This is a genomic window from Sphingomonas sp. CFBP 8760, assembly GCF_014841615.1.
Lineage (GTDB): Bacteria > Pseudomonadota > Alphaproteobacteria > Sphingomonadales > Sphingomonadaceae > Sphingomonas.
Genome location: NZ_JACYUG010000006.1, coordinates 163,271 through 188,240, shown reverse-complemented (window position 1 = coordinate 188,240; position 24,970 = coordinate 163,271). Strand labels below are relative to the sequence as shown.

General features: G+C 67.9%; 16 protein-coding genes. 1 reads left to right on the top strand and 15 read right to left on the bottom strand.

Annotated elements, in window-relative coordinates; all coding sequences use genetic code 11:
• Positions 1-145: 145 nt before the first annotated feature.
• The 11 genes from IFT82_RS10275 to IFT82_RS10225 all read right to left on the bottom strand — a co-directional run bounded on the left by IFT82_RS10275 (position 146) and on the right by IFT82_RS10225 (position 16,000).
• Positions 146-619: a (deoxy)nucleoside triphosphate pyrophosphohydrolase gene (locus tag IFT82_RS10275; RefSeq protein ID WP_244646657.1), complete on the bottom strand. Its 474-nt coding sequence runs from the start codon at positions 617-619 to the stop codon at positions 146-148.
• Positions 620-621: 2 nt separating this feature from the next.
• Positions 622-960, bottom strand: a complete 339-nt coding sequence (locus IFT82_RS10270) for a hypothetical protein (protein WP_192126333.1) — start codon at positions 958-960, stop codon at positions 622-624.
• 12 nt (positions 961-972) lie between these two features.
• Complete coding sequence (locus IFT82_RS10265) at positions 973-2,481, bottom strand: L,D-transpeptidase family protein (RefSeq protein WP_244646656.1); 1,509 nt, start codon at positions 2,479-2,481, stop codon at positions 973-975.
• 141 nt (positions 2,482-2,622) lie between these two features.
• On the bottom strand, positions 2,623-6,267 hold the full coding sequence (locus IFT82_RS10260; protein WP_342355091.1) for a TonB-dependent receptor: 3,645 nt from the start codon (positions 6,265-6,267) through the stop codon (positions 2,623-2,625).
• Between the two features lie 496 nt (positions 6,268-6,763).
• Positions 6,764-7,996: an alpha-galactosidase gene (locus tag IFT82_RS10255; protein ID WP_192126331.1), complete on the bottom strand. Its 1,233-nt coding sequence runs from the start codon at positions 7,994-7,996 to the stop codon at positions 6,764-6,766.
• A gap of 84 nt (positions 7,997-8,080) precedes the next feature.
• Positions 8,081-9,193, bottom strand: a complete 1,113-nt coding sequence (locus IFT82_RS10250; protein ID WP_192126329.1) for an SGNH/GDSL hydrolase family protein — start codon at positions 9,191-9,193, stop codon at positions 8,081-8,083.
• Entirely contained in the window at positions 9,190-10,218 is a 1,029-nt protein-coding gene (locus tag IFT82_RS10245) for a glycosyl hydrolase (protein WP_244646655.1), read from the bottom strand. Before IFT82_RS10245 ends, IFT82_RS10250 begins: the two co-directional genes overlap by 4 nt.
• 4 nt (positions 10,219-10,222) lie before the next feature.
• Positions 10,223-11,572: a glycoside hydrolase 5 family protein gene (locus tag IFT82_RS10240; protein ID WP_192126327.1), complete on the bottom strand. Its 1,350-nt coding sequence runs from the start codon at positions 11,570-11,572 to the stop codon at positions 10,223-10,225.
• Positions 11,573-11,598: 26 nt separating this feature from the next.
• Positions 11,599-13,074 (bottom strand): tryptophan halogenase family protein, encoded by a 1,476-nt coding sequence (locus IFT82_RS10235; RefSeq protein ID WP_192126325.1) that lies wholly within the window; start codon positions 13,072-13,074, stop codon positions 11,599-11,601.
• Positions 13,071-14,525, bottom strand: coding sequence for a tryptophan 7-halogenase (locus IFT82_RS10230; RefSeq protein ID WP_192126323.1), 1,455 nt, complete (start codon positions 14,523-14,525; stop codon positions 13,071-13,073). Before IFT82_RS10230 ends, IFT82_RS10235 begins: the two co-directional genes overlap by 4 nt.
• Positions 14,522-16,000 carry a tryptophan halogenase family protein gene (locus IFT82_RS10225; RefSeq protein WP_342355090.1) on the bottom strand — a complete coding sequence of 493 codons (1,479 nt, stop codon included), beginning with the start codon at positions 15,998-16,000 and terminating at the stop codon, positions 14,522-14,524. Before IFT82_RS10225 ends, IFT82_RS10230 begins: the two co-directional genes overlap by 4 nt.
• Before the next feature lie 256 nt (positions 16,001-16,256).
• Between IFT82_RS10225 and IFT82_RS10220 the strand changes: the two genes are divergently transcribed.
• Positions 16,257-19,529: a TonB-dependent receptor gene (locus IFT82_RS10220; protein ID WP_192126321.1), complete on the top strand. Its 3,273-nt coding sequence runs from the start codon at positions 16,257-16,259 to the stop codon at positions 19,527-19,529.
• A gap of 62 nt (positions 19,530-19,591) precedes the next feature.
• Here IFT82_RS10220 and IFT82_RS10215 read toward each other — a convergent pair whose 3' ends face one another.
• Genes IFT82_RS10215 through IFT82_RS10200 form a run of 4 tightly spaced genes read right to left on the bottom strand, consistent with a single transcriptional unit; the run spans position 19,592 to position 24,966 of the window.
• Positions 19,592-21,415, bottom strand: a complete 1,824-nt coding sequence (locus tag IFT82_RS10215; RefSeq protein WP_192126416.1) for a glycoside hydrolase family 9 protein — start codon at positions 21,413-21,415, stop codon at positions 19,592-19,594.
• Positions 21,416-21,425: 10 nt separating this feature from the next.
• Positions 21,426-22,676 carry an ROK family transcriptional regulator gene (locus IFT82_RS10210; RefSeq protein WP_192126414.1) on the bottom strand — a complete coding sequence of 417 codons (1,251 nt, stop codon included), beginning with the start codon at positions 22,674-22,676 and terminating at the stop codon, positions 21,426-21,428.
• Between the two features lie 56 nt (positions 22,677-22,732).
• Positions 22,733-24,205: a carboxylesterase/lipase family protein gene (locus IFT82_RS10205; protein ID WP_244646654.1), complete on the bottom strand. Its 1,473-nt coding sequence runs from the start codon at positions 24,203-24,205 to the stop codon at positions 22,733-22,735.
• Positions 24,205-24,966: a GDSL-type esterase/lipase family protein gene (locus IFT82_RS10200; protein WP_192126319.1), complete on the bottom strand. Its 762-nt coding sequence runs from the start codon at positions 24,964-24,966 to the stop codon at positions 24,205-24,207. The genes IFT82_RS10205 and IFT82_RS10200 overlap by 1 nt, the downstream gene beginning before the upstream one ends.
• Between the last annotated feature and the right edge of the window lie 4 nt (positions 24,967-24,970).

The following is a 24,970-nucleotide window of genomic DNA, read 5'->3' as shown; positions in this document are numbered from 1 at the left end:
AAACAGTCGACCGTCCGCCGGATGGCCAGGGCCGGGAACGGCGCGAGAATGTCCGTCGATGCGGTCGGGTACGATTGGCGGGAGGCCAGCTGGCACGGTCTTCCGGATGCAGGGGAAGGAGCCTTGCCGGCTTCGTCCTGCGTGGTCAGGACCGCCGATCGGTCGTCACGAGCAGTTCGTCCCTGACGGCGCGGGCGACGGGGATATCCGCCGGGGCGAGCCGCAGTACCATCAGCGCGTCCGCCCCGATCCACCGGGCGTCGTCATGCACCGAAAGCTGCCAGTGATCGCACGTCATCCGGACATGGATGGCGATCAGGTTGATGGCGCCGCCTTCGTATCGATGCAGATGCCGCATCATGATCTCGCCGGGTTCGCAGGTGATGGCGAGTTCCTCGGCCAGTTCGCGCGCGATGCATGTCCGGATGGTTTCCCCCGGCTCCACCTTGCCGCCGGGAAATTCCCAATAGCCCGCCAGATTCTGGCCGGGTGCCCGGCGGGCCATCAGGACATGCGCATCCCGCACGATGATCGCCGCCGCCACATCCTTCACCATCTGTCGCGGGGCGATCGTCGAGGAAGCCAGCCGGCGATCCGCCGGGTCGGGATCGCGACACATGCCTATTTCCGCTCGACCTGCTCGACCGGGGCGGTGTCGGTGGCCGGCGCCTCGTCGCGGGAGGCGCGTGCGGTCATGCCGGTGGCGGACGCGTCGTCCAGCATCTGCTCGTCCGGGCCGGGTGCGATGGCGGGGGGCGCCTCCGCCGCCAGATTGACCTCCGGTGTCGCCGATGGCGTGGGCAGCGGTTCCGGCGTGTCGACGGGGGCCGGCTCCGCCATCTCGACCGGCGCCACCAGATTCTGCTCCACCGGGGCCGGCTCCTCGCTCGATCGCGAGCACCCGCCGAGGCCGATGGTCAACAGGGCCGCGGCGATCGCGAGGGTCGTTCGTGCAGTCATCGTTCTTCCTTCTCAGCGCAGGGCCAGCGTCTGACGCGCGGACCGTGCCTCGATCTTGGCGGCCAGCGTTCCGTCCCACCGATAGGGATCGCTGCGGAAGCTGACCTGCCCGTTGGGGCTGGCGAACGCGGTCCAGTACAGCAGATATACCGCGACCGGCTCCGCCAGTCTGGCGCGCACGGTCTTGCCGGCCGCGACCGTCGTGTCGATCGTCTCGGACGACCATTCGGGCGTCGCGTTCATCAACTGCTTGGCCAGCGCCGCCGGCTTTTCCAGCCGGACGCAGCCATGGCTGGCCAGCCGGTCGAACCGCGCGAACCCCGATTGCGCCGGCGTGTCGTGGAGATACACCGAGAACGGGTTGGCGAAGTCGAACTTGAACTTGCCCAAGGCGCTGCGTTCGGAAGATTGCTGTAACCGCCTGGCCCCGTCACCCGCGTCGATGATGCGGAAGCCGTTGCGCGCCAGATAGCCGGGATTCGCCTTTTCCTTGGGCCACAGCTCGCGGTTGGCGATGCCCGAGGGCACGTTCCACGGCGGGTTGAGCACGATGCTGTGGATCTGCGAGGTCAGCATCGGCGTCTCGTCGCCGGGCCGCCCGGTCACCGCCTTCATCGACAGCACCGGCGCGTCGCCGTCGAACAGCGTCAGCACCGCCGCGGCGATGTTCACCTGCACGCGGTTCTTCTCCAGCGTGGGGGGCAGCCAGCGCCACCGTTCCATATTGGCCTTGATCTGGCGGGTGCGCGCGTCGACCGACACATCGAGCGCGGCCAGCGTCTGCGCACCGACCGTGCCGGTCGGGTTGAGGCCGTACCGGCGCTGGGCCCGCCGGACCGCCTCGATCAGGGCGGCGTCGAAGCGATCACCGGACCCCGTCAATTGCGGGTCCTCCACGGCGAGCCGCCCGCGCAACGCCGCCACGCGCGGCCCGGTGGCGCCGAAGGCCAGATCGGGTCCCGCGGGCATCGACGTCCATCCCCCCGCCGCGGCGATCTCGCGGTAGCGGGCAAGTCCGGCGACCAGCGTGTCGTAGCCGGCATAGGGCGGCGGCAGCGAGGCGATCCAGGCGGCCAGCCGATCGTTGGCCACGGCATTCAGGAAGCCGGGCAGGGGATCATAGGCCACCGGCCGCATCGCCCAGTCGCGCTGGAAATCCGCCTCCGCCAGCCGCCCGGCATGGACCGCCCTGGCATGGTCGAGCGCGGCGCGCACCAACCCGTCATTATCCGCCGGGGTGGCGGGTGGCTGGTCGCTCAACCCCTGCGCCACCGCGTCCTTGCCGATCAGGCTGGAAAGCTGGATCGCCTGTCCGGTCGACAATCGGGGCAGCGGCACCGGTTGCAGGATCGGTGGCGGCAGGATGATGGCCGGGGCCGTCGGCGGCGGCGATGCGGGCGGCGGCATGTCCTGCGCCCCGGCAAGGGCCGGCCATGCGCCGGCGCCGAGCAGCAGATATCCGGCCGCCTGCCATCCGAGGCGGGCGTAAATACGTGGGTGGCGGTGCTTCGTCGTCATCATCGCCGGCCCTATCACGGCAGGGGGGCGGTCCGCATCGTCTATCGTCCCGGATGGCGGTGATTTTCCGTCCAGCCCGATGGCGGGGAGGGCGGGCGTTCCGCGCGCCGCCGCCCCTGCACCTCCCCTCTCGCTTTTCCCGCGTTATCGTCCGAACTGGAAGCGGACACCGCCCAGGATACGACGGCCGCCATACTGGATCTTCATGATGCGCGGCGTGCCGTCGGCGAAGTTGATGTACGGCCCGGTCGAGATCGTCTGCGCCTCCCGCGAGATGTTGCGCGCCTCGACATAGACCTGCAGCGCGCGGGTGATGTTCCACGCCGCCTTGGCGTCGAGGAACTCGCTGCCGTCGATGAAGCGGGCCGTGCCGGGATTGTAGCCGGGGCCGACCAGCCGGACGTTGGTCCATTGTTCGCCCGGATAGTTGATATCGCCGGTGTTGCCGCCGCACGGCGTGATGCAGCTGAACCGCGTCGTCCGCTTCTGATAGGCCAGCCGGAAGTTGAACCGCCCGTCGTCATACCAGAATGAGGTGTTCAGATAATATTTCGATTCGTCGGGCGGCAGCATCGTGTCGCCGGTCAGCGGTTCGCGCTGGCCGGAGGTGACGATCGACGACAGGATCGACAGGTTGGTGTCGACACCGGTGTGGCGGAAGATCCACGGCAGCATCGTGAAGGCGGTCTTCGCCTGGAATTCCCAGATGTTGCGCTTATAGCCCGGCCCGTTCGCCCAGGTGGGGATCGAGAATTCGATCTCGCTGAGCGGCCGGCCGGTGACGGGATCGGTCACGGTGCTGCCCTCGAACGGGCGGGACAGCACCGTCACGCCGATCGGGTTGCCGACCTTCACGTCGAGCCGGCCGAACGTGGCCGAGAACAGCGTGTCGGCATTGGCATACCATTCGAGGCTGAAGTTGTAGTTCCAGGCGGTGAACGGCTTCAGCCCCGGATTGCCCAGCCGGCCGCTGCACCCGAATTCGTCGTCGCCCGCGATCAGCGCCTGCCGCTCGTCATAGGCGGTGCAGTTGCCGCCCGGCAGCAGCCGGTCGGTCGACGGCCGCGCGACCGTCTTGCCGCCATAGGCCCGGAAGACCAGGCTGTCGCGGAAGGCCCAGAGGTTAAGGTTGACCGTGGGCAGCCAGTCGCGCGTCGACGAATTGATGGTGGCGGGGAACGAGAAGGTCTGGGTCGAGATCGTGCCGGTGTTGTTGGGATCGGCCGCGTTGAACCCCGGCAGCACGCGGACCGCGGAGATGGTCTGCAAGGCCGTGCCGGAGACCTTGGTGAAGACGCCGCGGACACCGGTGTTGCCGTCGAACCGCAAGCCCAGCGGCAGATCCTGGTTGAAGTCGACCATCGCATAGACGTTCCTGATCGTCTCGTTGGTGCGTGCGACCGGCTGCGCATAGGTCTGGCCGTCGCTGCCGACGCAACTGATCAGGCAGTCGAAGTTCAGGAACTGCGATGCGCCGAGTTGCGAGAACAGCTCGTCGGTGCGGATGCCCTGCCACGAGGGCGGCAGGTTGCCGCGGTTGGGCAGGTCCCCGAAGAACTTCGAATCCGCCTTGTCGAGCGTGCCGGCGAACAGGTCGCGCAGCGCCTGCGGGGTCAGCGTGTCGACGCCCGAGCGGATATTGGCGGGGTTGGTGCTGGGCACGAAGCCGAAGTTGCACGACAGGCCACCGGCGGCGGCCGATCCCGCGGTCGGCTCACACGCGCGGAAGGTGCCGCGGACCTGCGCGGTCGGCACGATGACCGCGGGCACATAACCGGGCTGGCCGAACACGCCCTGCTGCGACACCGTGGTATAGCCGCCGCCGCCCCAGCGACTGATGCGGTTGTTGCGATACATCGCACCGACCTTGATGCGGTTGATGAACGGCAGCAGATCCTCGGTCTTGTAGGCGAAATCGAACTTGCCGATCTTTTCGGACGCGATGCCGAGACGCGGGGAATACAGGACCGAGAAGCTGGGCGTGACCAGCGGCAGCTGCGACACCAGATACTGCGGTGTCGCAGGGCCGTTGGCCGATGCCGCGACCGCATTCTGCCCGATACAGGTCGCCGGGTTCGTTCCGCCCGCGACGCAGGGCGGACGGTTGACCTGGACGAAGTTAGCCGGGTTCGTCTCGTCATAATTGGCGGGAAGCTGGATGTCCCACAGGCCGTTGTCCTGCAGCGCCAGCGTGGCGTCGCCATATTGATAGGAGCGCGCGGTGCGCATGTCGGCACGGCTGGTCCGCGCGCGGGTCATGCCGCCCCACAGGTCGATCTCCAGCCGGTCGCTGCGCCATTCCGCCCCGCCCTGCACATAGGCGGTCTTGGTATCGATCTCGTTCTCGATCTGGTCGATGTTGACCGAGTTGTTGGTCAACGTCATCCCCGTGACGTTGTGCTTCGCATCGACCACGACGCTGCCGGGCACCACGTTCAGCACGTTGCCCAGCGTCGGATTGTTGGCGATGTTGTTCAGGCCGTATTGCGGGTCAAACAGATAATAGCCGGCCGGCGCATTGGGTGAAACCGTGCGCGTGCGCGGGACGGTGGTGATGGTGGAATCGACGAAGCTGCCCGCCGGGTTGGCGCTGAACAGCGTGATCGGCGTGCGGCTGCGGTTCTGGTCGTGGACCTTGCGGTCGGCACGGGTGCCTTTGAAGAACAGCACCAGATTGTCGTTCACCTGGAAGTCGAACCGCGCATCCAGCGAGTAGCGTTCGTCATTCTGTTCGTTGGTGAAATGGCGGATCAGCGACGGGGTGTAGTCGTTCCACTGGTTCAGGCAGGTCTGCTGTTCCAGGATGCGCTGCGTCCGCTGCGTCGCCGATCCCGTGGTGTTGAACGGGAAGATGCTGATGCATTCCGCCTTGCTCTGCGCGCCGGCGGCCAGCGTAACGAGCCGGCGCGGCGTCAATGCGCCGCCACCCGGTGCGAAGCTGTTCGCGATCGGCACGTCCGCGGCATCGGTGCCGACCGTGTCGGGGTTGAAGGCGAAGGTCTTTTCGGGCGAGTTGTCGAAATCGTACAGGCGCGAATAGTTGCGGTTGTTGCTCGTCGTGTTCTCGTAATTGTGGCCGTTGTTCTGGATTTTGGCATAGGTGCCGCTGACGATCACGCCCAGCCGGCCGCCCAGATAGCGGCGCGACGCCACGGCGTTGAAATCCGGCGTCCAGTCGCGGCCCAGCGAATTCTGCTGGGCGCCGGCGCGCACCGAGAAATAGGGTTTCTTGAAATCCAGGCCGCTACGCGTCTTGATCTGCACGCCGCCACCCAGCGACCCCTCGGTCTGGTCGGCGGTCGACCCCTTGACCACGTCGACGCTCTTGATGAGTTCCGCCGAAAGTTCGCGCAGATCGCCGCCGCGCGTCGCGCCACCATCGATCGCGAGGCCGTTGGTCGACTGGACGCCGATACCGTCCAGTTCGACGCGGGTCAGGCCGGGGCCGTTGCCACGGACGGCGACCCCGTCGCCCTCGCCGAATTCGTTGCGGGACAGCGCGACGCCGGGGATGCGGGAGATCGCCTCGTTGACGTTCCGGTCCGGGAACGACCCGATATCGTCGGCGACGATGGAGTCGGTGGCGGTACGGGCGTTGCGCTTGCGCCGGTTGGCGGTCTGCTGGCTCTCGCGGGACCCCACGACCAGAATCTCGCTGTCGGAGGACGGTGCATTGGCCTGCGGGCCGTTCGATGTCGCCGGTGCGCCGCTGTTCGATTGTGCCGCCGCGACATGAGGCATCGCGCCGATCGCCAGTCCGATCGCCAGCCACGAACTGGTGGCGGCCACGCGACGTAAACGGAATGACGCAATCGTGCTCATTGATCCCCCCCGACAAGCAGGTGCGGAGCATTATCGCCCTTCACACCTCAATATGTAGGACAGATACGCACATCATGGAATTGCGTGTCAATGCAAATGATCGCTTTCCACGGCAGTATTTGAGATCCGGTAGGAACAATACCAAGCCCAATATTCGTATACCATTTCATGAAATAGCGTTATCAGTGATCGTAACCACCGGTTGCTTATAACGCATTGCATGTAGTGGGAGGAGAACTGTGAGCGGTATCAGTAAATCCGGGATTTCATGCAGATGATGCGAAAAATCCGAGGGGATATCTGGATACCCATGGCGAACGCCTGAATCGGATCATCGCGAATCCACGGCTTCGACCAAGAACATGGTTACAGGCATGGCAGCTTTGCGATCGACCGGCTCCTGTGCGCCGACGATGGACAGGAGCCGGTGATGGTGTCGGGGCGTGGTTTCCCGGTCGGCGGATCAGGGCTTCAGTCTGAGCATGACGACGCCGTGCGGCGGAACTGCGGCTTGATAGTGGCCCGAACGTTTGCCGAGTTCGCGATGCGCCCACAGGTCGCGCACCTGCAACCGGACCGAGCGCGGCAGGCCGAGCATCGCCCAGTCTGCGGCGATCGTCGCCGGCGCATCGCCGCGGTTGAACAGCAACAGGGCACGGCCGCCATCCGACAGCGGTTTGGACCAGACTTCGCGATCGCCATCCTTCCAGACACGGTGGCCCTGAATGCCCAGCGCATCCTGATCGACCGCGATGACATCGGTGTTCAGCAGGATCGCCCGCGTCGCCGCGTCCATGGCGACGACATCGTTGCCCGCGATCAGCGGCGCGGCCATCATCGCCCATAGCGAGAAGTGCGACCGGTACTCGGTATCGGTCATGCCGCCGTTGCCCACTTCCAGCATGTCCGGGTCGTTCCAGTGGCCCGGGCCGGCATAGGGCCATAGCGGCTCGTTCATGTCGGCGATCGACGTCACGCCCCAGCTATAGCCATGATGGCCGGTCCATTTGTCGGTGATATCGCCGGTCGTGCGCCACATGTTGCCGATCTTCGACGCCCACAGCCACGGCTTCGAATTGCCCCATTCGCACATCGAGAACAGGATGGCGCGGCCCGATGCGCGCAGGGCATCCGACATCAGCGCATACGCCTCCTCCGCGTTGCGGACGCCCGTCGAGCACCAGTCGTATTTCAGATAGTCCACGCCCCAGCGCGCATATTGCAGCGCATCCTGATATTCGTGCCCCTGACTGCCCGGACGGCCGCCGCAGGTCTTGGTGCCGGCATCCGAATAGATGCCGAACTTCAGCCCCTTCGCATGGACATAGTCGGACAACGCCTTCAGCCCGCCGGGGAAGCGTGCCCTGTCCTCGGTGATAAAGCCGTTCGCGTCGCGGGTGCCGTGCCAGCAATCGTCGATGACGATATATTGGTATCCCGCCGCCTGCATCCCGTTGGACGCGATCGCGTCGGCGGTGGCGCGGATGGTGGCTTCGTCGACCTTGCAGGCAAATTTGTTCCAGCTGTTCCAGCCCATCGGCGGCGTCGGGGCCAGGCCGTTCGCGGTCCGCCTCGGGTCCTTCGACGGCGCCAGCGTATTGGGATCGGGATCGAGCACCTCCTGCGCCGGGACAGGCGCGGCGGCACCCAGCAGCAGCAGGGCGGCCAGCAAGTGAGGAAATGACTTTTTCAGCATGATCGATCCATTATTCCTTCAGGTCGGCATCCGCATCGCGCGCGGGGCGAAGCCCGCCCGCCCTGTCGTGCCGGCTATTTGCCATCACCGTCCGGTCCACAGGGCGGGATGCGCCTCCACATAGGTGGCCAGCCGGTCGGCGATGATCTGGTCGTCCGCGGTCGAGGGGTGATAGTCGCAGCCCGACATCGCCAGTCCCGGCACCGCGACGAACGCGACACGGGCATCCCCGGCGGCGTTCAGGCGGGCGGCGACCCTGGCCGTCTGCGCGGCGATTTCGCCATCGGCCATGTCGGTCGCCCACAGCAGGATGTGCGCGCCCGGATGCTCGGTGCGCAGGCCGGTGACGAAGGCGACGTACCGGTCCTCGTAATCCGCATGGAGCGAGGGGCGGGTCGACCAGCGTTCGCCGGCATGAAGCGCCGTCGAGAAGTCGTTGGTGCCCAGCGCGATGACGATCAGGTGCGGGTGCCATGCCGCGTCGTCGTGGCGCGCCACCTTGTCGAACAGCGTGAAGGGATAGACGATGGGCAGCGTGTCGCCGATGCCGCCGTCGTAATTGCGCACGATCCCGCGACCGGAGATCGCATTGACCCGGTAATCGGCATCGTAGCGGCGGGCGAGGCGCCCGGCGACACCCTGTGCCGGGTCGGTCGTCGCCCATACCTCGGCCGGCGTGCAGGTCCGGGTGGGGGAGATGTTGCCGTAGCCGACGGTATGCGAATCGCCGATGAACTCGACCCGGCGGGAACGGGCCGGGGCGGGCAGGGGGCGGGTGGTGCCAGTGGCATAGAGGCCGCCGATCATGGTCGGACCGGACTGGCTTTCCCCCGCCACGTCGATGCGCAGGGTATGACGTCCCCCGGCCAGACCGCCGATCCGGTAGAGGCCGGGCTGCGGCTTGACGAGGTGGGCGACACGCCGGCCATCGACCGCGACGTTGAGCACGATGTCGCCGGTGCCGATGCGGATCAGCGCCGCCTTGCCCCGGAACGCGCCCTCCAGATAGGTGCCCGGCCATTGCCGGCGATAGCCGTCCGGCGTGCGCTCGACCCGCCCGCCGATGTTCAGGGGCAGCGCGGCGCCCGCGACGGTGGTGGCCGGTGCGGGTGTCACCGTCACCGCTTCGGCGGCCGGCCCGGCGGCGGGAGCCGTCCCCGCCAGCGACAGGGCGGCGAGTGCGGCGGCGATCCTCATGCCTTCAACCATGCGGGTAGTTCATCCTTCGTCACGTAGCGGCGCGATGCGAAATAGCGGCGCAGCAGATCGGGGGTGTTCTGGTCCGCGCCCGTCAGCCAGCGGCTATGCCACGTCATGAACCACAACCAGTCGGAATCGGGGCCGAGCAGCGCCGGATCGGGCACCGGACCATTCTCGTGCAGGCAGATCGGCAGCGTGTCGCCGACGATCGCCTTCACCTGCGCGAACATCGGCGCGAGATTGCCGTGATCCTGCACATAGATGTCCGCCCCCGCGATATCGACCTGCGCGCGGCCGGGATACCAGGCGGCATCGACATTCTGTCCGGCCCAGCCCAGCACCCAGATCAGGTTGGTCAGCCGGTGGACGCGGGTATAGCGATCGTACATCAGCCGCCACAGCGCCTTGAACGCGTCGGGGCCATGCTTGCCCCACCAGAACCAGTCGCCGCTGAACTCGTGGAACGGCCGCCACAACACCGGGATGCCCCGGTCGCGCAGGCCCGCGAGCAGCACGGCCACCTGATCCATGTCGCGCAGCATCGCGACGTGCTGCGGCGTGCCGGGCCGCAGCGCGGCGGCGACGTCGAAATCCTTTTTCGAATTCTCGTAGCCGGTGCCGATATCGGGTGCGCCCCAGTGCCAGCAGAGCGTGACGATCCCGCCCGACCGCGCCCAGGCGACCGCCCGTTCGTTGACCGCGTCGTTATCGGCCGGATCGATATAGTCGAGGCCGAGCATCGCGGGCAGGCGGCCGGTCGTCCGGCGCAGGTAATCGAGTTCGGGCTGGCCGCCGTTCGCGGACCGGCCCACCTCCTGCTGGCCGGTCAGCGTCCGCCTGCCATACTGGCTCCACAGATAGGCATAGAGGCGCTGTGCCCCGGTCGATGCGGCGGGGTTGCTCAACGCCCGCGTCGCCGGTGCGGCGGCCAGCGAGGGGGCGGCCAGCAGGGGGGCGGCGTGCAACAGCCCCAGCGCGCCCATGCCCGCCAGCGTCCCGCGTCGGGTCGTGCCGTGATCCATCCGTTCAGCCCTTCGCCAGCGCGGCGGCATGGGCGCGGATGACGGCCTGGGTCGAGGCGTCGCTGTCGAACACGCCGTACCAGCCCTGCGGCTCGTGCGGGGGATCGCCCATATAGCCGAGGTCACCACGCCGGAAGCGGTGGTCGGCATGGGGCGTCCGCGCCTCGCCGTTCCATGCCCAGAAATTGGATCCGGCCAGCGGCCCGCTGCGCGCGACGTCCGCCTCGATCGCGGCATAGATCTGGCGATAGAAACGATCCTTGAACGTCGTCGGGATCGTCGGGTCATAGGCGGTGGCACCGTCGCGCGGGTAACCGAATTCCTCGATCACCAGCGGCTTGCCGAGCGTGGTGGCGAGGCGGATGTGCGCGGCGATGTAATCCGCGACCCTGGCGGCACCGGCATCATAGGTGCCGGCGAGGTTGCCCGCCTCCATCCAGCTCCAGTTGTTCGGCCAGATGTGCGTCGTCAGATAATCGATCGCCGTCGAACGGTGCGCGGCAAGGACCACGTCCTCGCGCTCGATCGATCCCTTCAGCCCTTCCGAACCGGTGCAGACGAGGTGGTTGGGATCGAGCGTCTTGATGTAGCGCGCGGTCTCGTCGATCCAGCGATAGTAATGCGGCAGGTTGGGCACCGCCACGGCATCCGATCCGCCGGGGCGGGGTTCGTTGGCCAGCTGCCACGCCATGATCGTCGGATCGGCGGCATAGGGCTTGCCCGTCACGCCGTTCACGCGGGTGACGAGCGCGCGGATATAATCGCGGTACAGCGCCTGCGCCCGACCATTGGCATAGAAGGCCGCGGTACGATCGGCGAATTCGGGCCATGGGTGCGCCGGATCGTTCATGTCGATATAGTCGCCGCCGTTGACCCAGTAGAGATAGGTCATCATCCCGCCCGACCATTCCCAGAAATTGGTCAGGTAGACGACGGCGGTCATGTCGCGCCTGGCCATTTCCGCCAGCGTCCAGTCCAGCCCGGCGAGCAGATCGGCGTTGTAGGTGGCGCCGGCATCGCGGAAGCCGGGGGTGATCGAATTTTTGAGCGGCGACAGTTCCGCCGATCCCAGCACGCGCAGGTTGCGCACGCCTAGCGCCTGCAACCGGTCCAGCTCGCGCGACAGCCGCGCCCGGTCGCCATAGGCGGTCGGCGCGCCCAGCCATGCACCATACCAGATATTGGCGCCGGCATAGCGATAGGGCGCGCCATGACGGCGCAGGCCCAGCCCGTCCACCGTGACGAAGGGGGGCGCCGCCGTGCCGGCTCCGCCCGGACGAGGCGCCATCGTGCAGGCGCCCGTCAGCGCCGCAGCCCCCATGATTACCGAACGGCGATCGATCATGTCCGTCATGTTCCTTTGTCCTGAAGAAGGGGCGGTCATTCGACCGCGGGCAGTTGCCGGGCGATGTCGGCATGGCCGGCGCGCATCCGGCGCAGCGCATCGGCGACCCGGTCGGCATCGAGCGCGTCGACGACGGGGTCGTAGCCATCGGGATCGATCCCCTGACCCAGCATCACCGCGACCCAACTGGGGATCGAGAACAGTTCGTCGTCGTAGCGGAAGATGCGGCCCTTTTCACGGAACAGCGCCAGTTTGCGCGCCAGCGTGTCGGGGATCGCCATGGTGCGGACATGCCGCCAGAACGGGGAATCGTCGCGCGCGGTCGCATGGTAATGCAGGATGATGAAGTCGCGGATGGCATCGAACTGGCTCGCCATCAGCCGGTTGTATTCATCCCGCTCCACCGCGGTGAACCGCCTGTCGGGGAACAGCCCGAACAGCTTCGAGATACCCGTCTGGATCAGGTGGATGCTGGTCGATTCCAGCGGTTCGAGGAACCCGCCCGCCAGCCCCAGCGCAACGACGTTGCCCGCCCACATCCGCGCCCGCCGGCCCGCGGTGAACGACAGGCGGCGGGGGGCGGCGGTGGCGGGCGCGTCGAGATGGGCGAGCAAGGTGCGTTCCGCCTCGTCGTGATCGATGAAGCGGCTGGCATAGACATGGCCGTTGCCGGTGCGATGCTGCAACGGGATGCGCCATTGCCAGCCCGCCCGACGCGCGGTGGCACGGGTGAAGGGCAGCAGCGGGCGACTGCGCTCGGTCGGCACCGCGATAGCGCTGTCGCAGGGCAGCCAGTGCGACCAGTCCTCGAACCCGATCCCCATCGCCTCGCCCAGCAACAGGCTGCGGAACCCGGAGCAGTCGATGAACAGGTCGCCCTCGACGCGGCGGTCGCCTTCCAGTCGCACGGCACGGACGAAACCGGTGTCGCCATCCCGGTCGACGTCGAGGATGCGTCCCTCGATCCGCTGCGCCCCCTGTGCCTCGGCGCGGGCGCGCAGGAAGGCGGCATAGAGGCCGGCATCGAAGTGATAGGCGTAATCCAGCCCGGCCAGCGGCGAGCGCGGGTCGCCCGGCGGCGGGGCGAAGCGACGGTGCCGGGCCGCGACCGCCGCCAGCGAATAATCGTCGATCGGGCCGATGCCGTCGCGGTGGCGCAGCTTCAGCCAGAGCTGATGGAAATTGAGCCCCTCGATATCCTGCCCATGCGTGCCGAACGGATGGAAATACCGGTCGCCGCCATCGCGCCAGCCGACGAACTCGATCCCCAGTTTCACCGTGCCGCCGGTCGCGCGCAGGAAATCCGCCTCGTCGATGCCCAGCCGGGCGTTGAAGCCACGGATCGGCGGAATCGTCGCCTCGCCGACGCCGACGGTGCCGATCGCATCGGATTCGATCAACGTGATGGTACGCTGGCCATCGTCGAGGAAACGGGCGGCGGCGGCGGCCGCCATCCAGCCGGCGGTGCCGCCGCCGACGATCACCACGCGACGGATGGGCGCCCCGGTCATGCACGTCCTCGCATCAGCATCCCCAAATAGTCCGGATAGGGCGGCAACCGCCCCGGCAACGTCGCGATCGCATCGCGTAATCGGGCCAGCGCGTCGGTGGCGGTCGCGGCGGGAACCGACAGCGCGATCGGATCGGCGCGCACCGGGCGCACGCCGAGGCCGAGCAGCGCCTGTGTCCAGTCGGCGCGCGACACCATCTCCTCCTCCAGCGGCGGCAGGGTGCCACGCTGGCGGAACTGGGCCATCAGGACGGCCAGCCCCTGCGGCACGGCCCGGACGCGCGCCGCATCCCAGAACGCACCCGGCGGCGGCGCGACGTGATAGAAGGCGGCGGCATGATCGCACAGCCGGTCCGCCTGCAGCGTCGCGCGGCGGTTGTATTCGGCGATCAGGAATGGATCGGGATCGCATGCGGGCATCAGGTCCAGCGCCAGCGACAGATGCGCACAGGCCAGCGCGAACCCCGGCAGGCCGAGCGGCCCGACCGTCGCAGCGGCATCGCCCAGCGCCAGCACGTTCCCGACCAGCGGCCGCACCCGGCGACCGGGATGGAGCGCGATCGTATCGGCCGGCGTGCCGAACAGGTGGCTGGCCTCCGCATCATCGGTAATGTCCCCCGCATAGGCGAAGGCGGTCAGGGTGTGATCGGCCAGCGGCCAGGTCGCGGTCCAGCCCGCCGGCACCGCGGCATAGACATCGGTGGGGGAGGGGGCACCGGCGGCGGTGGTCAGCAACAGGCGATCGACCGGCAACGCGGCGCTCCAGTCGATCCAGCCATCGTCCGCTGCCAGCAAGGCGGCGGGGCCGCTGGCGTCGATGAACAGGTCGGCGGCGATCCGCGTGCCGTCGGCAAGGGTCACCGCGCGCACGACGTCGGCCTCCCGCTCGACCCGCAGGTCGGCGGACGGCATGATCGCGACCCGTGCGGCCCCAGCCCGCGCCGCCAGCATCGCGCGCCCGCGCACCGGGTCGATACGCAGGCCATGATCGATCCGCGACAGCAGCGAGCGCGGGTCCGGTTCGGGCAGGACGAAGCGGCCCGCCGCCGCCAGCGTCGCCGCCGGCACCAGTTCCTCGAACCGGCCGGTCGCGCCGTGCGCCAGCCACAACTGGTGAAGCGCGGCACCGGCGGCGATCGGCACGCCCTCGCCCGTGCCCAGCGTGAAGGCGGCGTCACCCCATGCGAAGCGTTCGCCGATCCGGTGGGTGGCACCGGCCGCGACCAGCGCCGGCTCGTCGATCCCCAGCGTCGCGAGGAAGGCGAGCGTGCGCGGGCCGGCGACGGGCAACCGATCGGCCAGCGCGGCGGGATCGTCCGGCGTGGCGATCACCGTCACCATGGCCTGCGGCAAGGCCATGGCGAAGGCGATCGCGGCAATCAGCCCGACCGGGCCATCCCCGATGACCGCGATGGCGCGGAGTGCGAGGCGCGGATTGCCCGTCACCGTCATGCCGCCACGCCCATGCCGGCCAGATAGGTGCCGTGATCGGGCAATCCGCCGACCGCATCGGCGATGCCCCGTCGCAACGCCGCCAGTGCCCGGTCGAGCGCCGCGGCATCGGGCAGGTCGGCGCGCGGGTCCCACCCCGCGGGCACGATGCCCTGACCCAGATAGACCGCGATCCAGCTCGGCTCCAGGAACAACCCATGCGCATAGCGGGAGACGTGGCCGGTACGACGCCACAACGCCATCTTCTCCGCCAGGCTGTCGGGAATCGCCATGGTCCGCACATGGTCCCAGAACGGGGAGTCGTCGCGCGTCGTGGCGTGGTAGTGCAGGATCAGGAAGTCGCGGATGCGATCATATTCCGCATCGACCAGCGCATTGAACCCATCGCGGTCGGCGGCGGTGACGGTGCGGTCCGGGAAATGTTCGATCAGCTGCGTGATCGCCATCTGCACCAGATAGATGCTGGTCGATTCCAGCGGTTCGAGAAAACCGGATGCCAGCCCGATCGCCAGCACGTTGCCCACCCAGCTGCGCCGCCGCCGCCCCGCGCGGAAGCGGAGCAGGCGTGGTTCGGCGAGCGGCGGGCCCTCCAGGGCCTCGACCAGCGCATCCGTCGCCGCCCCGTCCGACAGGTGGTCGCTGGCATAGACATAGCCGTTGCCGACGCGGTGGCGCAGCGGGATACGCCAGCGCCAGCCCGCCGCCATCGCGGTCGCGCGGGTGAACGGTTCGATCGGGCCGGGGGGCGAGGCGCAGGGTGCCGCGACCGCCCGGTCGCAGGGCAGCCAGTGCGACCAGTCCTCCCACGCCTCGTCCATCGCATCGCCGATCAACAGTGCGCGGAAGCCGGAACAGTCGATGAACAGATCGCCTTCGATCCGTTCGCCATCGGCCATCACGATAGCGCGCACATCGCCGCTGGCGGGATCGCGCTCGACGCCGTCGACGCGTCCCTGGGTCCGCGTCGCGCCCCGCGCCTCGGCATGGGCGCGCAGGAAAGGGGCGAAGCGCGTGGCATCGAACTGGTACGCATAGCCGTAGCCGGTGGCGAGATCGTCCGGGTCCGGACCGGGGTGCGCGAACCGCCGTTCCTGCGCCGCGACCACGCCGACGGAATAGTCGCCAATCGGCGCCGCCGCCCCTGCCTGATGCCGCCGCAGCCAGAGATGATGGAAGCCGATATCGCCGAGCGACCGGCCATAGGTGCCGAAGGGATGGATATAGGAATCGCCGACCCGGCCGAAGTCGCGGAATTCTATCCCGAGCTTGAACGTCGCATGGGTCGCGGCCATGAACGCGCGTTCGTCGATGCCCAGCCGGGTGATGAAGGCGCGAAGATGGGGAAGGGTCGCTTCGCCGACCCCGACGATCCCGATATCCGCCGACTCGACCAGATGAACGCTGGCGGCGCCGGGGGCCAGGCTGGCAAGCCCGGCGGCGGTCATCCATCCCGCGGTGCCGCCCCCGAGGATCACGACCCTGACCCGATCCCGATCCCGTTCCGGCAATGCCTCTCCCCTTCGCGGGCCGTGCCCCGCATCGTCCGTATGTCTTAAAAACCACGATTGCGGAATACTTATATCAAGTTTCGATATTTCTCTTGTGACGATTTATCGGTAGCGGTAGCAGCACTGGATAGTCGGGCAATGGTGCCTGCTGACCAGAATGCCGACCAGATCTTTCCGGCTCGAATCGGAAAGCGGTCTCGGGATGAGGACTGAAGGGGTAGATATGACGGAGCGTGCAGGGCGTCGGGCTGATCGCAAGGTGATCGGCAGCATGGGCGCTGGTGTATCCGCGTTGGCGTTGTTGTGTGCGGCGCAGCCGGCGCTGGCGCAGGACGATGCGACGCCGACCAAGCCGCTGGCCGCGGGATCGCAGGGCACGACATCCGGTACGCCATCGGTCGCCGCCGGCACCGCGACGACCGCGGTCGATCAGGCCGGCGCCACCACCGGCACCTCGGGTGCCTCGCAGGCCGCCCCGGTCACGCCGCCCGACACCGAGCGCGAGGAGATCGTCGTGACCGGCGTCCGCCAGAGCCTCGCCACCGCGCAGAACATCAAGAAGAATTCCGACACCGTCGTCGATGCGATCACCGCGCAGGATATCGGCGCGTTGCCCGACCGCTCGGTCAACGAAGCGCTCCAGCGCGTGCCCGGCGTCGCGATCAGCCGCTTCGCCGCGCCCAGCGACTCGCAGCATTTCTCGGTCGAAGGCTCGGGCGTCGTCATCCGCGGCCTCAGCTATGTCCGCGGCGAATTCAACGGGCGCGACACGTTCGCGACGTCGGGCGGACGCGAGATCGGTTTCAACGACGTGCCGGCCGAACTGATCGGCTCGGTCGAGGTGTTCAAGAACCTGACCCCCGACCTGATCGAGGGCGGCATCTCAGGCACGGTCAACATCAACACCCGCAAGCCGTTCGATCAGCAGCAGCGGCTGATCTACCTGTCGGGCAGCATGAACTATGGCGATCTGGAAAAGCGCGGCGCGCCTTCCGTCGTGGGCCTGTACAGCCAGCAATGGGACACGGACGGCGGCAGCCGCTTCGGTATCCTCGCCAGCGGCAGCTATTCGCAGTTGCGCAGCCGGTCGGACTCGGTGTTCATCTCCGCCTATCTGCCGCGCTTCAACGACGACCGTAACGGGAATGGCGTGCAGGATGCGGGCGAAGGCCGCAGACTGAATGCGGGTACCCAATATGCGACGACGCTGTTCGATACCTATCCCGTGCCGGCAGGTCGCCAATCGGTTTACGTGCCGATGGGCGGCGGCAACCGGACCCAGTCGTTCAACCGCGAGCGCATCGGCGTCTCGGCCGCCGGCCAGTTCGAGAACGCGGCGAAGACGGTGCTGTTGACCGCGCAATATCTGCGCACCGATGCCCGCCAGAACTGGATCGAGCATACGATCGAACCCAGTGTCGGCCTGGGCGATTCGGTGCTGGTCAAGCCGCTGCCCGGCACCACCCCGACCTATGACGACAACGGGGTGTTCACGAGCGGTTCGCTGTATCGCCCCGGCTTCCGGCCGACGTTGAACAACGGCACGGTGCTGACGCAGTTCGCCCCCAATGGCGGGCCGATCGTGTTCGCCAACCGCTATACCGAGGGTCGCTCGGTCACACAGGACTTCTCGTTCAACGCCAAGATCGATCCGGTCGAGCGACTGCACCTGAATTTCGATGCGCAGTATGTCGATTCCTTCTCGGACAGCATCGACGACAATGTCGGCACCACCAGCTATGGCGGTTTCGGTCTCGATGTGACCGGCAAGACACCGCGCGTGGTGTTCCAGCCGCAGGGCCGCGACGCGGCGGAGTATTTCGCCAACCCGACCGCGATCTATTTCCACGATGCGATGAACAATCGCAGCGACAATGACGGCCACGAATACGCGTTCCGTGGCGATGCGCGCTACGATGTCAGCGACGACAGCTTCCTGCGCAAGGTCGCGGTCGGCGGCCGCTATGCCAAGCGCGACCAGACCGTGCGTACCAACGACTACAACAACTGGGGCGCGCTGTCCGAGACGTGGACGAATGGCGGGCCGCAGGTCCTCGGCACCGCAACGGCGGGGTCGACCGAGCTGTTCTCGTACACCGACTTCTTCCGCAACAAGTCGACCAACCCGCCTTCGACGCTGTACATCTCGGATGCGACGCTGCGCGATCACGATGCGCTGACCGCGCTGCTGCGCACCGCCGCCGCGGCGGGCGGCGGCAGTTACGTGCCGTTGCAGGATCGCACCGGGCTGGTGGACGATTACTTCCGGTCGAACGAATATTACAGGAACAAGGAAACCACGATCAGCGCCTATGCCCGCGCCGATTTCGGGATCGACGATCTGGGCGGCGGCATGGCGCTGTCGGGTAACATCGGCGTCAGGTTCGTCCGTACCAAGGACCAGTCCTTTGGCGCGCTGACCCTTCCGACCAACGCCCAGATCATCGGCACCGCCGCCAATACGGTGGCGTTCTGTACCAACCCCTCGAACATCAACAACGCCTTCTGCGCCCTGAATCCGGCCCAGCAGTCGGCGGCACTCGCCTTCGCCAATGCCGCATCGTTCCCGGATGTCGCCAGCCAAAGCTTCAATCACTGGCTGCCGGCGTTGAACATCAAGTTGCAGGCGACCGAGAAACTGCAGTTCCGCTTTGCCGGATCGAAGGCGATCTCGCGGCCCAGCTTCGGCGATCTGCGTAACTTCACCGGCGTGACGCCGAACTCGACCGGCAGTTTCGGCTTCCAGTCGACCGCCCGCAACCCGTTCCTGCGTCCTGTCGAGGCCAAGCAGTTCGACCTGACCGCGGAATGGTATTTCGCCAAGGTCGGCACGCTGAGCGGCGCGCTGTTCTACAAGCAGTTGTCGAACATCATCCTCGACAATTACGGGTACAACCGGTCGGTGACGAACAATGGCCAGACGTTCGACGTGCTGGTCAACGGTCCGGCGAACGCGCCGGGCAAGGGGAACGTGAAGGGCGCCGAACTCAGCTATCAGCAGACCTATGATTTCCTGCCGGGTATCCTGTCGGGACTGGGGACGCAGGCGACGTTCACCTATGTCGATCCGGGCAAAATCCCGAACGGCAATCCCAGCAATGCCGATGCCAGCAATGCGCCGCCGGTGGATACCGGATCGCTCTATGCCAACCTGCCGCTCGCCGGCCTGTCCAAGTATAACTTCAACCTTGCCGCCTTCTACGACAAGTCGAGCATCTATGCGCGGGTCGCGTACAGCTGGCGCTCGAAGTTCCTGCTGACGAACCGCGATTGCTGCTTCCCGTTCCTGCCGGTCTATGCGCTGGCGGCCGGGCAGATGGACGCGTCGATGTTCTTCACGGTCAACAAGAACTTCAAGATCGGTGTCGAGGCGCAGAACCTGCTGAACACCGTGACGAAGACCGCCTATCTGCTGACCGGCGACGGGCAGACGGCACCGCGTTCCAGCTTCATCAGCGACCGCCAGTTCTCGGTCACGACCCGTCTGACGTTCTGATCCCCGAACGTCGGCCCTGAGGGGGTGGGTGGCCGTTGTGGCTACCCACCCCCTTTTTTTTGTCAGTCGGTCGCCCGGTCGCGTGTCGCGTCGAGGAACGCGGCGACCCAGACCAGGGGGGCGTTCCAGTTGATCGCGACCTCGTTCATGGTGAAGGCGCGCCAGTCGTCGGTCCAGCAGGTCTGGCCGACGCACTTGCCCCGCATCGGCGCGGCGACGTCGTCGGTCATCGCGGCGGAATTGGGCCCGCCCGACACCACGCCCGGCGGCGGCGCGGGATAGCGCGCGTCCGCCGCCTTCGCCCAGAACCGGTGATGGGGCGCGTGCATCGACCGCGTGCCGAAGCCGCTGACGAACGACCGGTCGAGCGCGTTGCGGCCGAGCAGATAGTCGGCGACATCGACCACGCCGTCGCGCCATGCCGGCTTGTGGCCGATCTGCCAGGCCACGCCCAGCAGCATCGCGCGGTTGAGCATCGTCGCGTTGGAGCCCCAGCCATAACGCGCGCCGGCCATCGGCAGGCGGTACCCGCTGCGGCTCCGTTCCGCGAGAACCCGGTTGGCCAGTGTCTCGATCCGGTGGCGGATCGCGGCGACCGTCGGCGATGGCAGGCGATTGGGCACCGTCGCCAGCGTCATCAGCCCGGCAAGGCCGGTGTCGCCCCAGCTCAGGTCGATGCCACCCTCCTTCAGCAGCGGCGATCCCTCGATCACGGTCGCAAGGGCGGGATCGCCGGTCGTCGCGAACAATTCCGCCGCCGCCCAGAAGCGTTCGTCGGCGATCCGGGGGTCGCCGTATCCGCCGCTGCCCGCGAAATCCGAACTGGCGAGGATGGCGGGATGACGTTCGGCCGCCGCCCAGCCGCGCCGGGCGCCGGCAAGGGCGCGAGCGGCGAAGGCGGGATCGCGCGTCCGCCAGATCCGCGCCGCCTGCGCCGCGACCGCCACCATGTTCAGCGTCGCCGCAGTCGAGGGCGGATACAGGAAGCGCCGCATCCGGTCGTCGGCAGGGGCGAGCGGCAGGCCGGTCCACGCTTCGTCCCCCACCTTGGTATGGACCAGCCCGCCGGCGTCGATCGTGCGGAAATCGCCGGCGGGGCCGCCCTGATCGGTGCGCATCGCGACGGTCAGGCGGCGGCCATCGGGCACCTGCATCGCCAGCAGGAACTCCACCTCCACCCGCGCCTCGTCGAGCAGATCGTCCTGTCCGTTCGCGTTTTCGGGGATCGCCAGCCGACCGTCGGCAAAGGCGCCCGCGTCGCCCCATGCGCCCAGCCGCTGGTGAAGATCGAGCAGCGTCCAGGCCGAGATACCGCCGTTGACGACATATTTCCCATGGTCGCCGGCATCGTACCAGCCACCCGTCACGTCGAGCCGGTAATCGCAGCCGGGCCAGAGGACCCCGCGCTGGTCGGTACCGGCGAAGCACGTCAGCACCTCGTGCGGGTGGCCCGCCGCCCGCGCCAGATCGGGGCGTTGCACGTGGCGCGCCAGGATCGGCACGGCACTGCGCTGCTGATAGAAGAAGCCGAGCGCATCGGTCGCCAGCTGCCGGAACGGACGTGCCGCGATCGCGAAGGGCTGGCTGACGGCATCGCCCACCGCCAGCCGATACCCCTGGCCGATCGTACGATAGGCGCCGAAATCGATCCGTTGCACCGTTTCGCCGGAGGCGGGTTCCGCGCCGAACGGGATCGTCATGCCCTGCGCCACCTGCCGCCCCGCCGCGTCGAGCAGCCGCCAGCGCAGGGGCGTGGTCCGGTCGTCCGCGACGACCGCCACTTTCGGCCCGGTGACCTCGTAACCGATCTGGTCGACACGGACGGGGCTGGCGGCCGGTTCCGCCGAAGCCGTGGCGAGCGCCGCGGCGAGGATGGGGACAAGCATGATGTTCACGTCAACCTTGGTTGCGGCCGCTCTGGATCAGGATCGAATCGGACGGCAGGATATGATCGAGGAACGGCAGGATCGCGGCGCCGACCGCAGGCGCATCCTGCGCCATCATCGCCGGCATGATCGCCGCGTGCGATGGCAGCGCCAGGGTGCCCAACGCGGTGTTCAGCCCCGTGGCGAGCCGATCGATCAGCGGCGCCGGCAGCCGCCCGCCGATCAGGATCGCATCGGGATCAAGCAGGCAGTCGATCGCGACCAACGGCGCGGTCAGGCTGCGCACCGCATCGGCCAGCCAGCCGTCCACCACATGGACGACCGCCGGGTCGTCGCGGTCCAGATCGGCGACGCTCATGTCCGCGAACCCCGCCGCTTCCAGCCGGTTGAACAGGGCCGACAGCGATACGGTGTCCTGCACGATCGCGCCTGCGACGTCGGTGGTCGGGTCGGGCATTAGGCCGATCTCGCCGCTGCGCCCGGTCGCGCCGCGACGATAGGAACGGTCGATCACCGGCGCGCCGCCCAGCCCCGCGCTGATGAGCAGGTAGAAGAAGTTCGGATTGTCGAAACCGGTGCCGTATTCCGCCTCCCCCAATGCGGCGGCGGCGGCATCGTTGTCGCGGTGGATCGGCCATGGCACCGGCGCCAGCAGCCGCGTCAGGTCGATCTCGTTCCAGACGTGATAGCCCGCCGGTTGATGGGGCAGGGTGATACGGCCAAGATCGTCGGGGATCGCGACGCCGACCCCCAGCATCCGGTCGCGGTCGACGCCGCCATCGGCGATCAGGCGATCCATCTCGTCCAGGACGAAGGCGACGACATCGTCGGGCATCGCGAAGGCGATCTCGCGCGTCACCCGGCTGCGGACCTGCCCGGCCAGATCGAGCGTCACCAGCGTCAGATGATCGCGATCCACGTTCAGCCCGATGCTGAAGGCGCCATCGGGGTTGATCTGCAACCGCAGCGCGGGCTGGCCGCGCCCACCCTGCCGGCGGCCGGCGTTGCGCAGCAGCCCCATCTCGATCAGGCGACCGGTGATGTTGGCGATCGTCGCCGCGGTCAGCCCGGTCTTGCGGGCGATGGCAACGCGGGTGGTATCCTGATCCACCCGTATCGCCTGCAGCACGGTGCGCAGATTATACTGGCCGGCGCGTTCCAGATTGGTGCCCGACAGGCTGCCCGACAACCGGGCGTCGCGTTCCTCCGGGGCGGCGGGATCGGCCGCTATCCCCTGTTTCGTGCCGAACCTGATCTCCATGCCCTGTCTTGCCTTCTTCGTCGTGGTCGCGGGCCGGCGATGGGCGGCCATGGCGATTATGGTACGGTCCGCAGGTCGCAGATCGTTCGGCGCAGTCCGGCTTTGGCCACCGGGCCGTTCTGGTCGAACGCCATATACGCCCGGCCGCCGCGATCGTAAGCCGGCCAGCCAATCAATGCACCGCCATTGGGATCGCCGGTCCTGACGAAATTGACCCAATAGGCCTGAAGCGGTGGCTGCCCCGGCTGCGGCGTGTTGAACAGGTAGCCGAGTTCGCTGGCATGGCTGACGGTGCCGCCGGGCGGCGCATAGTCGAATTGATATTGCCACACCGACCCGCCGCGCGCGGTCAACGCGTTCGACACCGCGATCGTCGGGCAGCGGAAGGTGAGGTCGGTCGCCAGTTGCATCGTCACGTCGCCCAGCCGCGGATCGGATACCGGCACGCCGCCCGGTTGCAGGCCGTACAGGCGCAGCGCCTGTTCCGCATGGGCGCCGAACGCCTGCCGCACCGTCGTCGCGGCATCAGCCAGCCCCCCATGCAGCGGCAGTTCGCGGGCGTTGACGCCGATGACCAGCGGCACGGGGTTGATCCGGCCGTTCGCCAGCAACCGGGCGGGGGTTTCGGGCAGCACGCGGCCGTCCACGATCGCCTGCAGCCAGACGAAGCTGTCATCGTCCAGGCCCGGCGCATCGATGCCGCTGTCCGCCCGCAGGATCGCATCGACGGGCAGGCGGCGCAACTGAGCGGTAGTGGCGTCTTCGGGCGAGCCGGCGGCGCGGGCGATGGCGGCGCCGAGGGCTTCGTTGTCCGTCAGGCTGCGCGGCGCGGTGCCGAAACCCGCAGTGCCGCTTTCGGCGATCGCCTGATGGAACAGGCCGCGCGATCCCGGACTGAGCAGGTGCAGGCCGACATCCATCGCCCCCGCGGATTCCCCGGCGATCGTCACGCGGGCGGGATCGCCGCCGAACCGGGCGATGTTGCGCCGGACCCAGTCGAGCGCCGCCTGCTGGTCCATCAATCCGTAATTGCCGCTGCGCCCGCCCTGTTCGCGGCTAAGCGCGGGATGCGACATGAACCCGAGCGTGCCGAGCCGATACTGGATGCTGACCAGTACCAGCCCGTGATCGGTGATCCGCGATTCCACCGTGCCGCCGCCCGCCCCGGCGCGGTTGCTGCCCCCGTGAATCCACACCAGCACCGGCAGCTTGGCGGTCGGGGCCGTGCCGGGCGTGCGGACATCGACGAACAGGCAATCCTCCGCCCCGCCCGCCGCCGCGGCGCGGTTCCATTCGCCCGACGCCACCTGCGGACAGGCGGCATGGGGCGCGATGGTGGTCCGCGGTGCCGTCCATCGACGCGGCCGTTGCGGCGCACGCCAGCGCAGCGGGCCGACCGGTGGCGCCGCATAGGGAATGCCCCGGAACACCGCGCCGCCACCGGCCAGCGCCTCGCCCCGGACCGGTCCGTCGTCGGTCCGCACCACGGGGCCGGCGGCAGCGGCCATCGCCAGCGCGATCGCCAGCATCAACGCGCGATCGCTTTCGGCGCGGGCCGGGCCATCGCCGCCCGGATCGCCGCTTCGGCCACCGGTGCCATCGCCGCATAGCCCGCCTTGTTGGGATGGACCCCGTCATAGGTCATGCTCGCGCGCAGCGCCCGGCCATCGTGCAGGGCGCTCCAATAATCCGCATAGGTCGCACCCGTCCGCGCCGCATAATCCCTGATCCAGCCGTTCATGGCCGCGATCGGCGTCGCGGTGTCCAGACCCGGCCGCCACGGAAACCCGTCTGCGGGCGGGATCGAGGCGAGGATCACGCGGATGCCGTGCGCGCGGGCCAGTTCGGCCATCGACATCAGATTGGCCTTGGTCTGCTCCGCCGTCATCGGGCCGGTATTGCCGGCGATGTCGTTGGTGCCAGCCATAATCTGCACGACCTGCGGTTTCAGGTCGATCACGTCCTGCCGGAAACGCAGCAGCATCTGCGGCGTCGTCTGGCCGCCGATGCCGCGTCCCTGTCGGCCGGGCGTGAAGAAACCGGGCATCATGTCGAACCAGCCCTGCGTGATCGAATCGCCGATGAAGACCACCGTCACCGGCCCCGTCACCGCGGCATTGGCGGTGCGATAACGATCGAGCCACGGCCAGTCGGTGCGCAGCCGCTCCTCCGCCTCGCGCGCCCATTGCGCCTTCTGTTCGGCGGTCGGCAGCGTCTGCGCTAGGGCGGAGCCGGCCAGGGCGGAACCGGCAAGGGCGGCGATCAGCAACAGGGCGATGGTCTTGGTCATGACG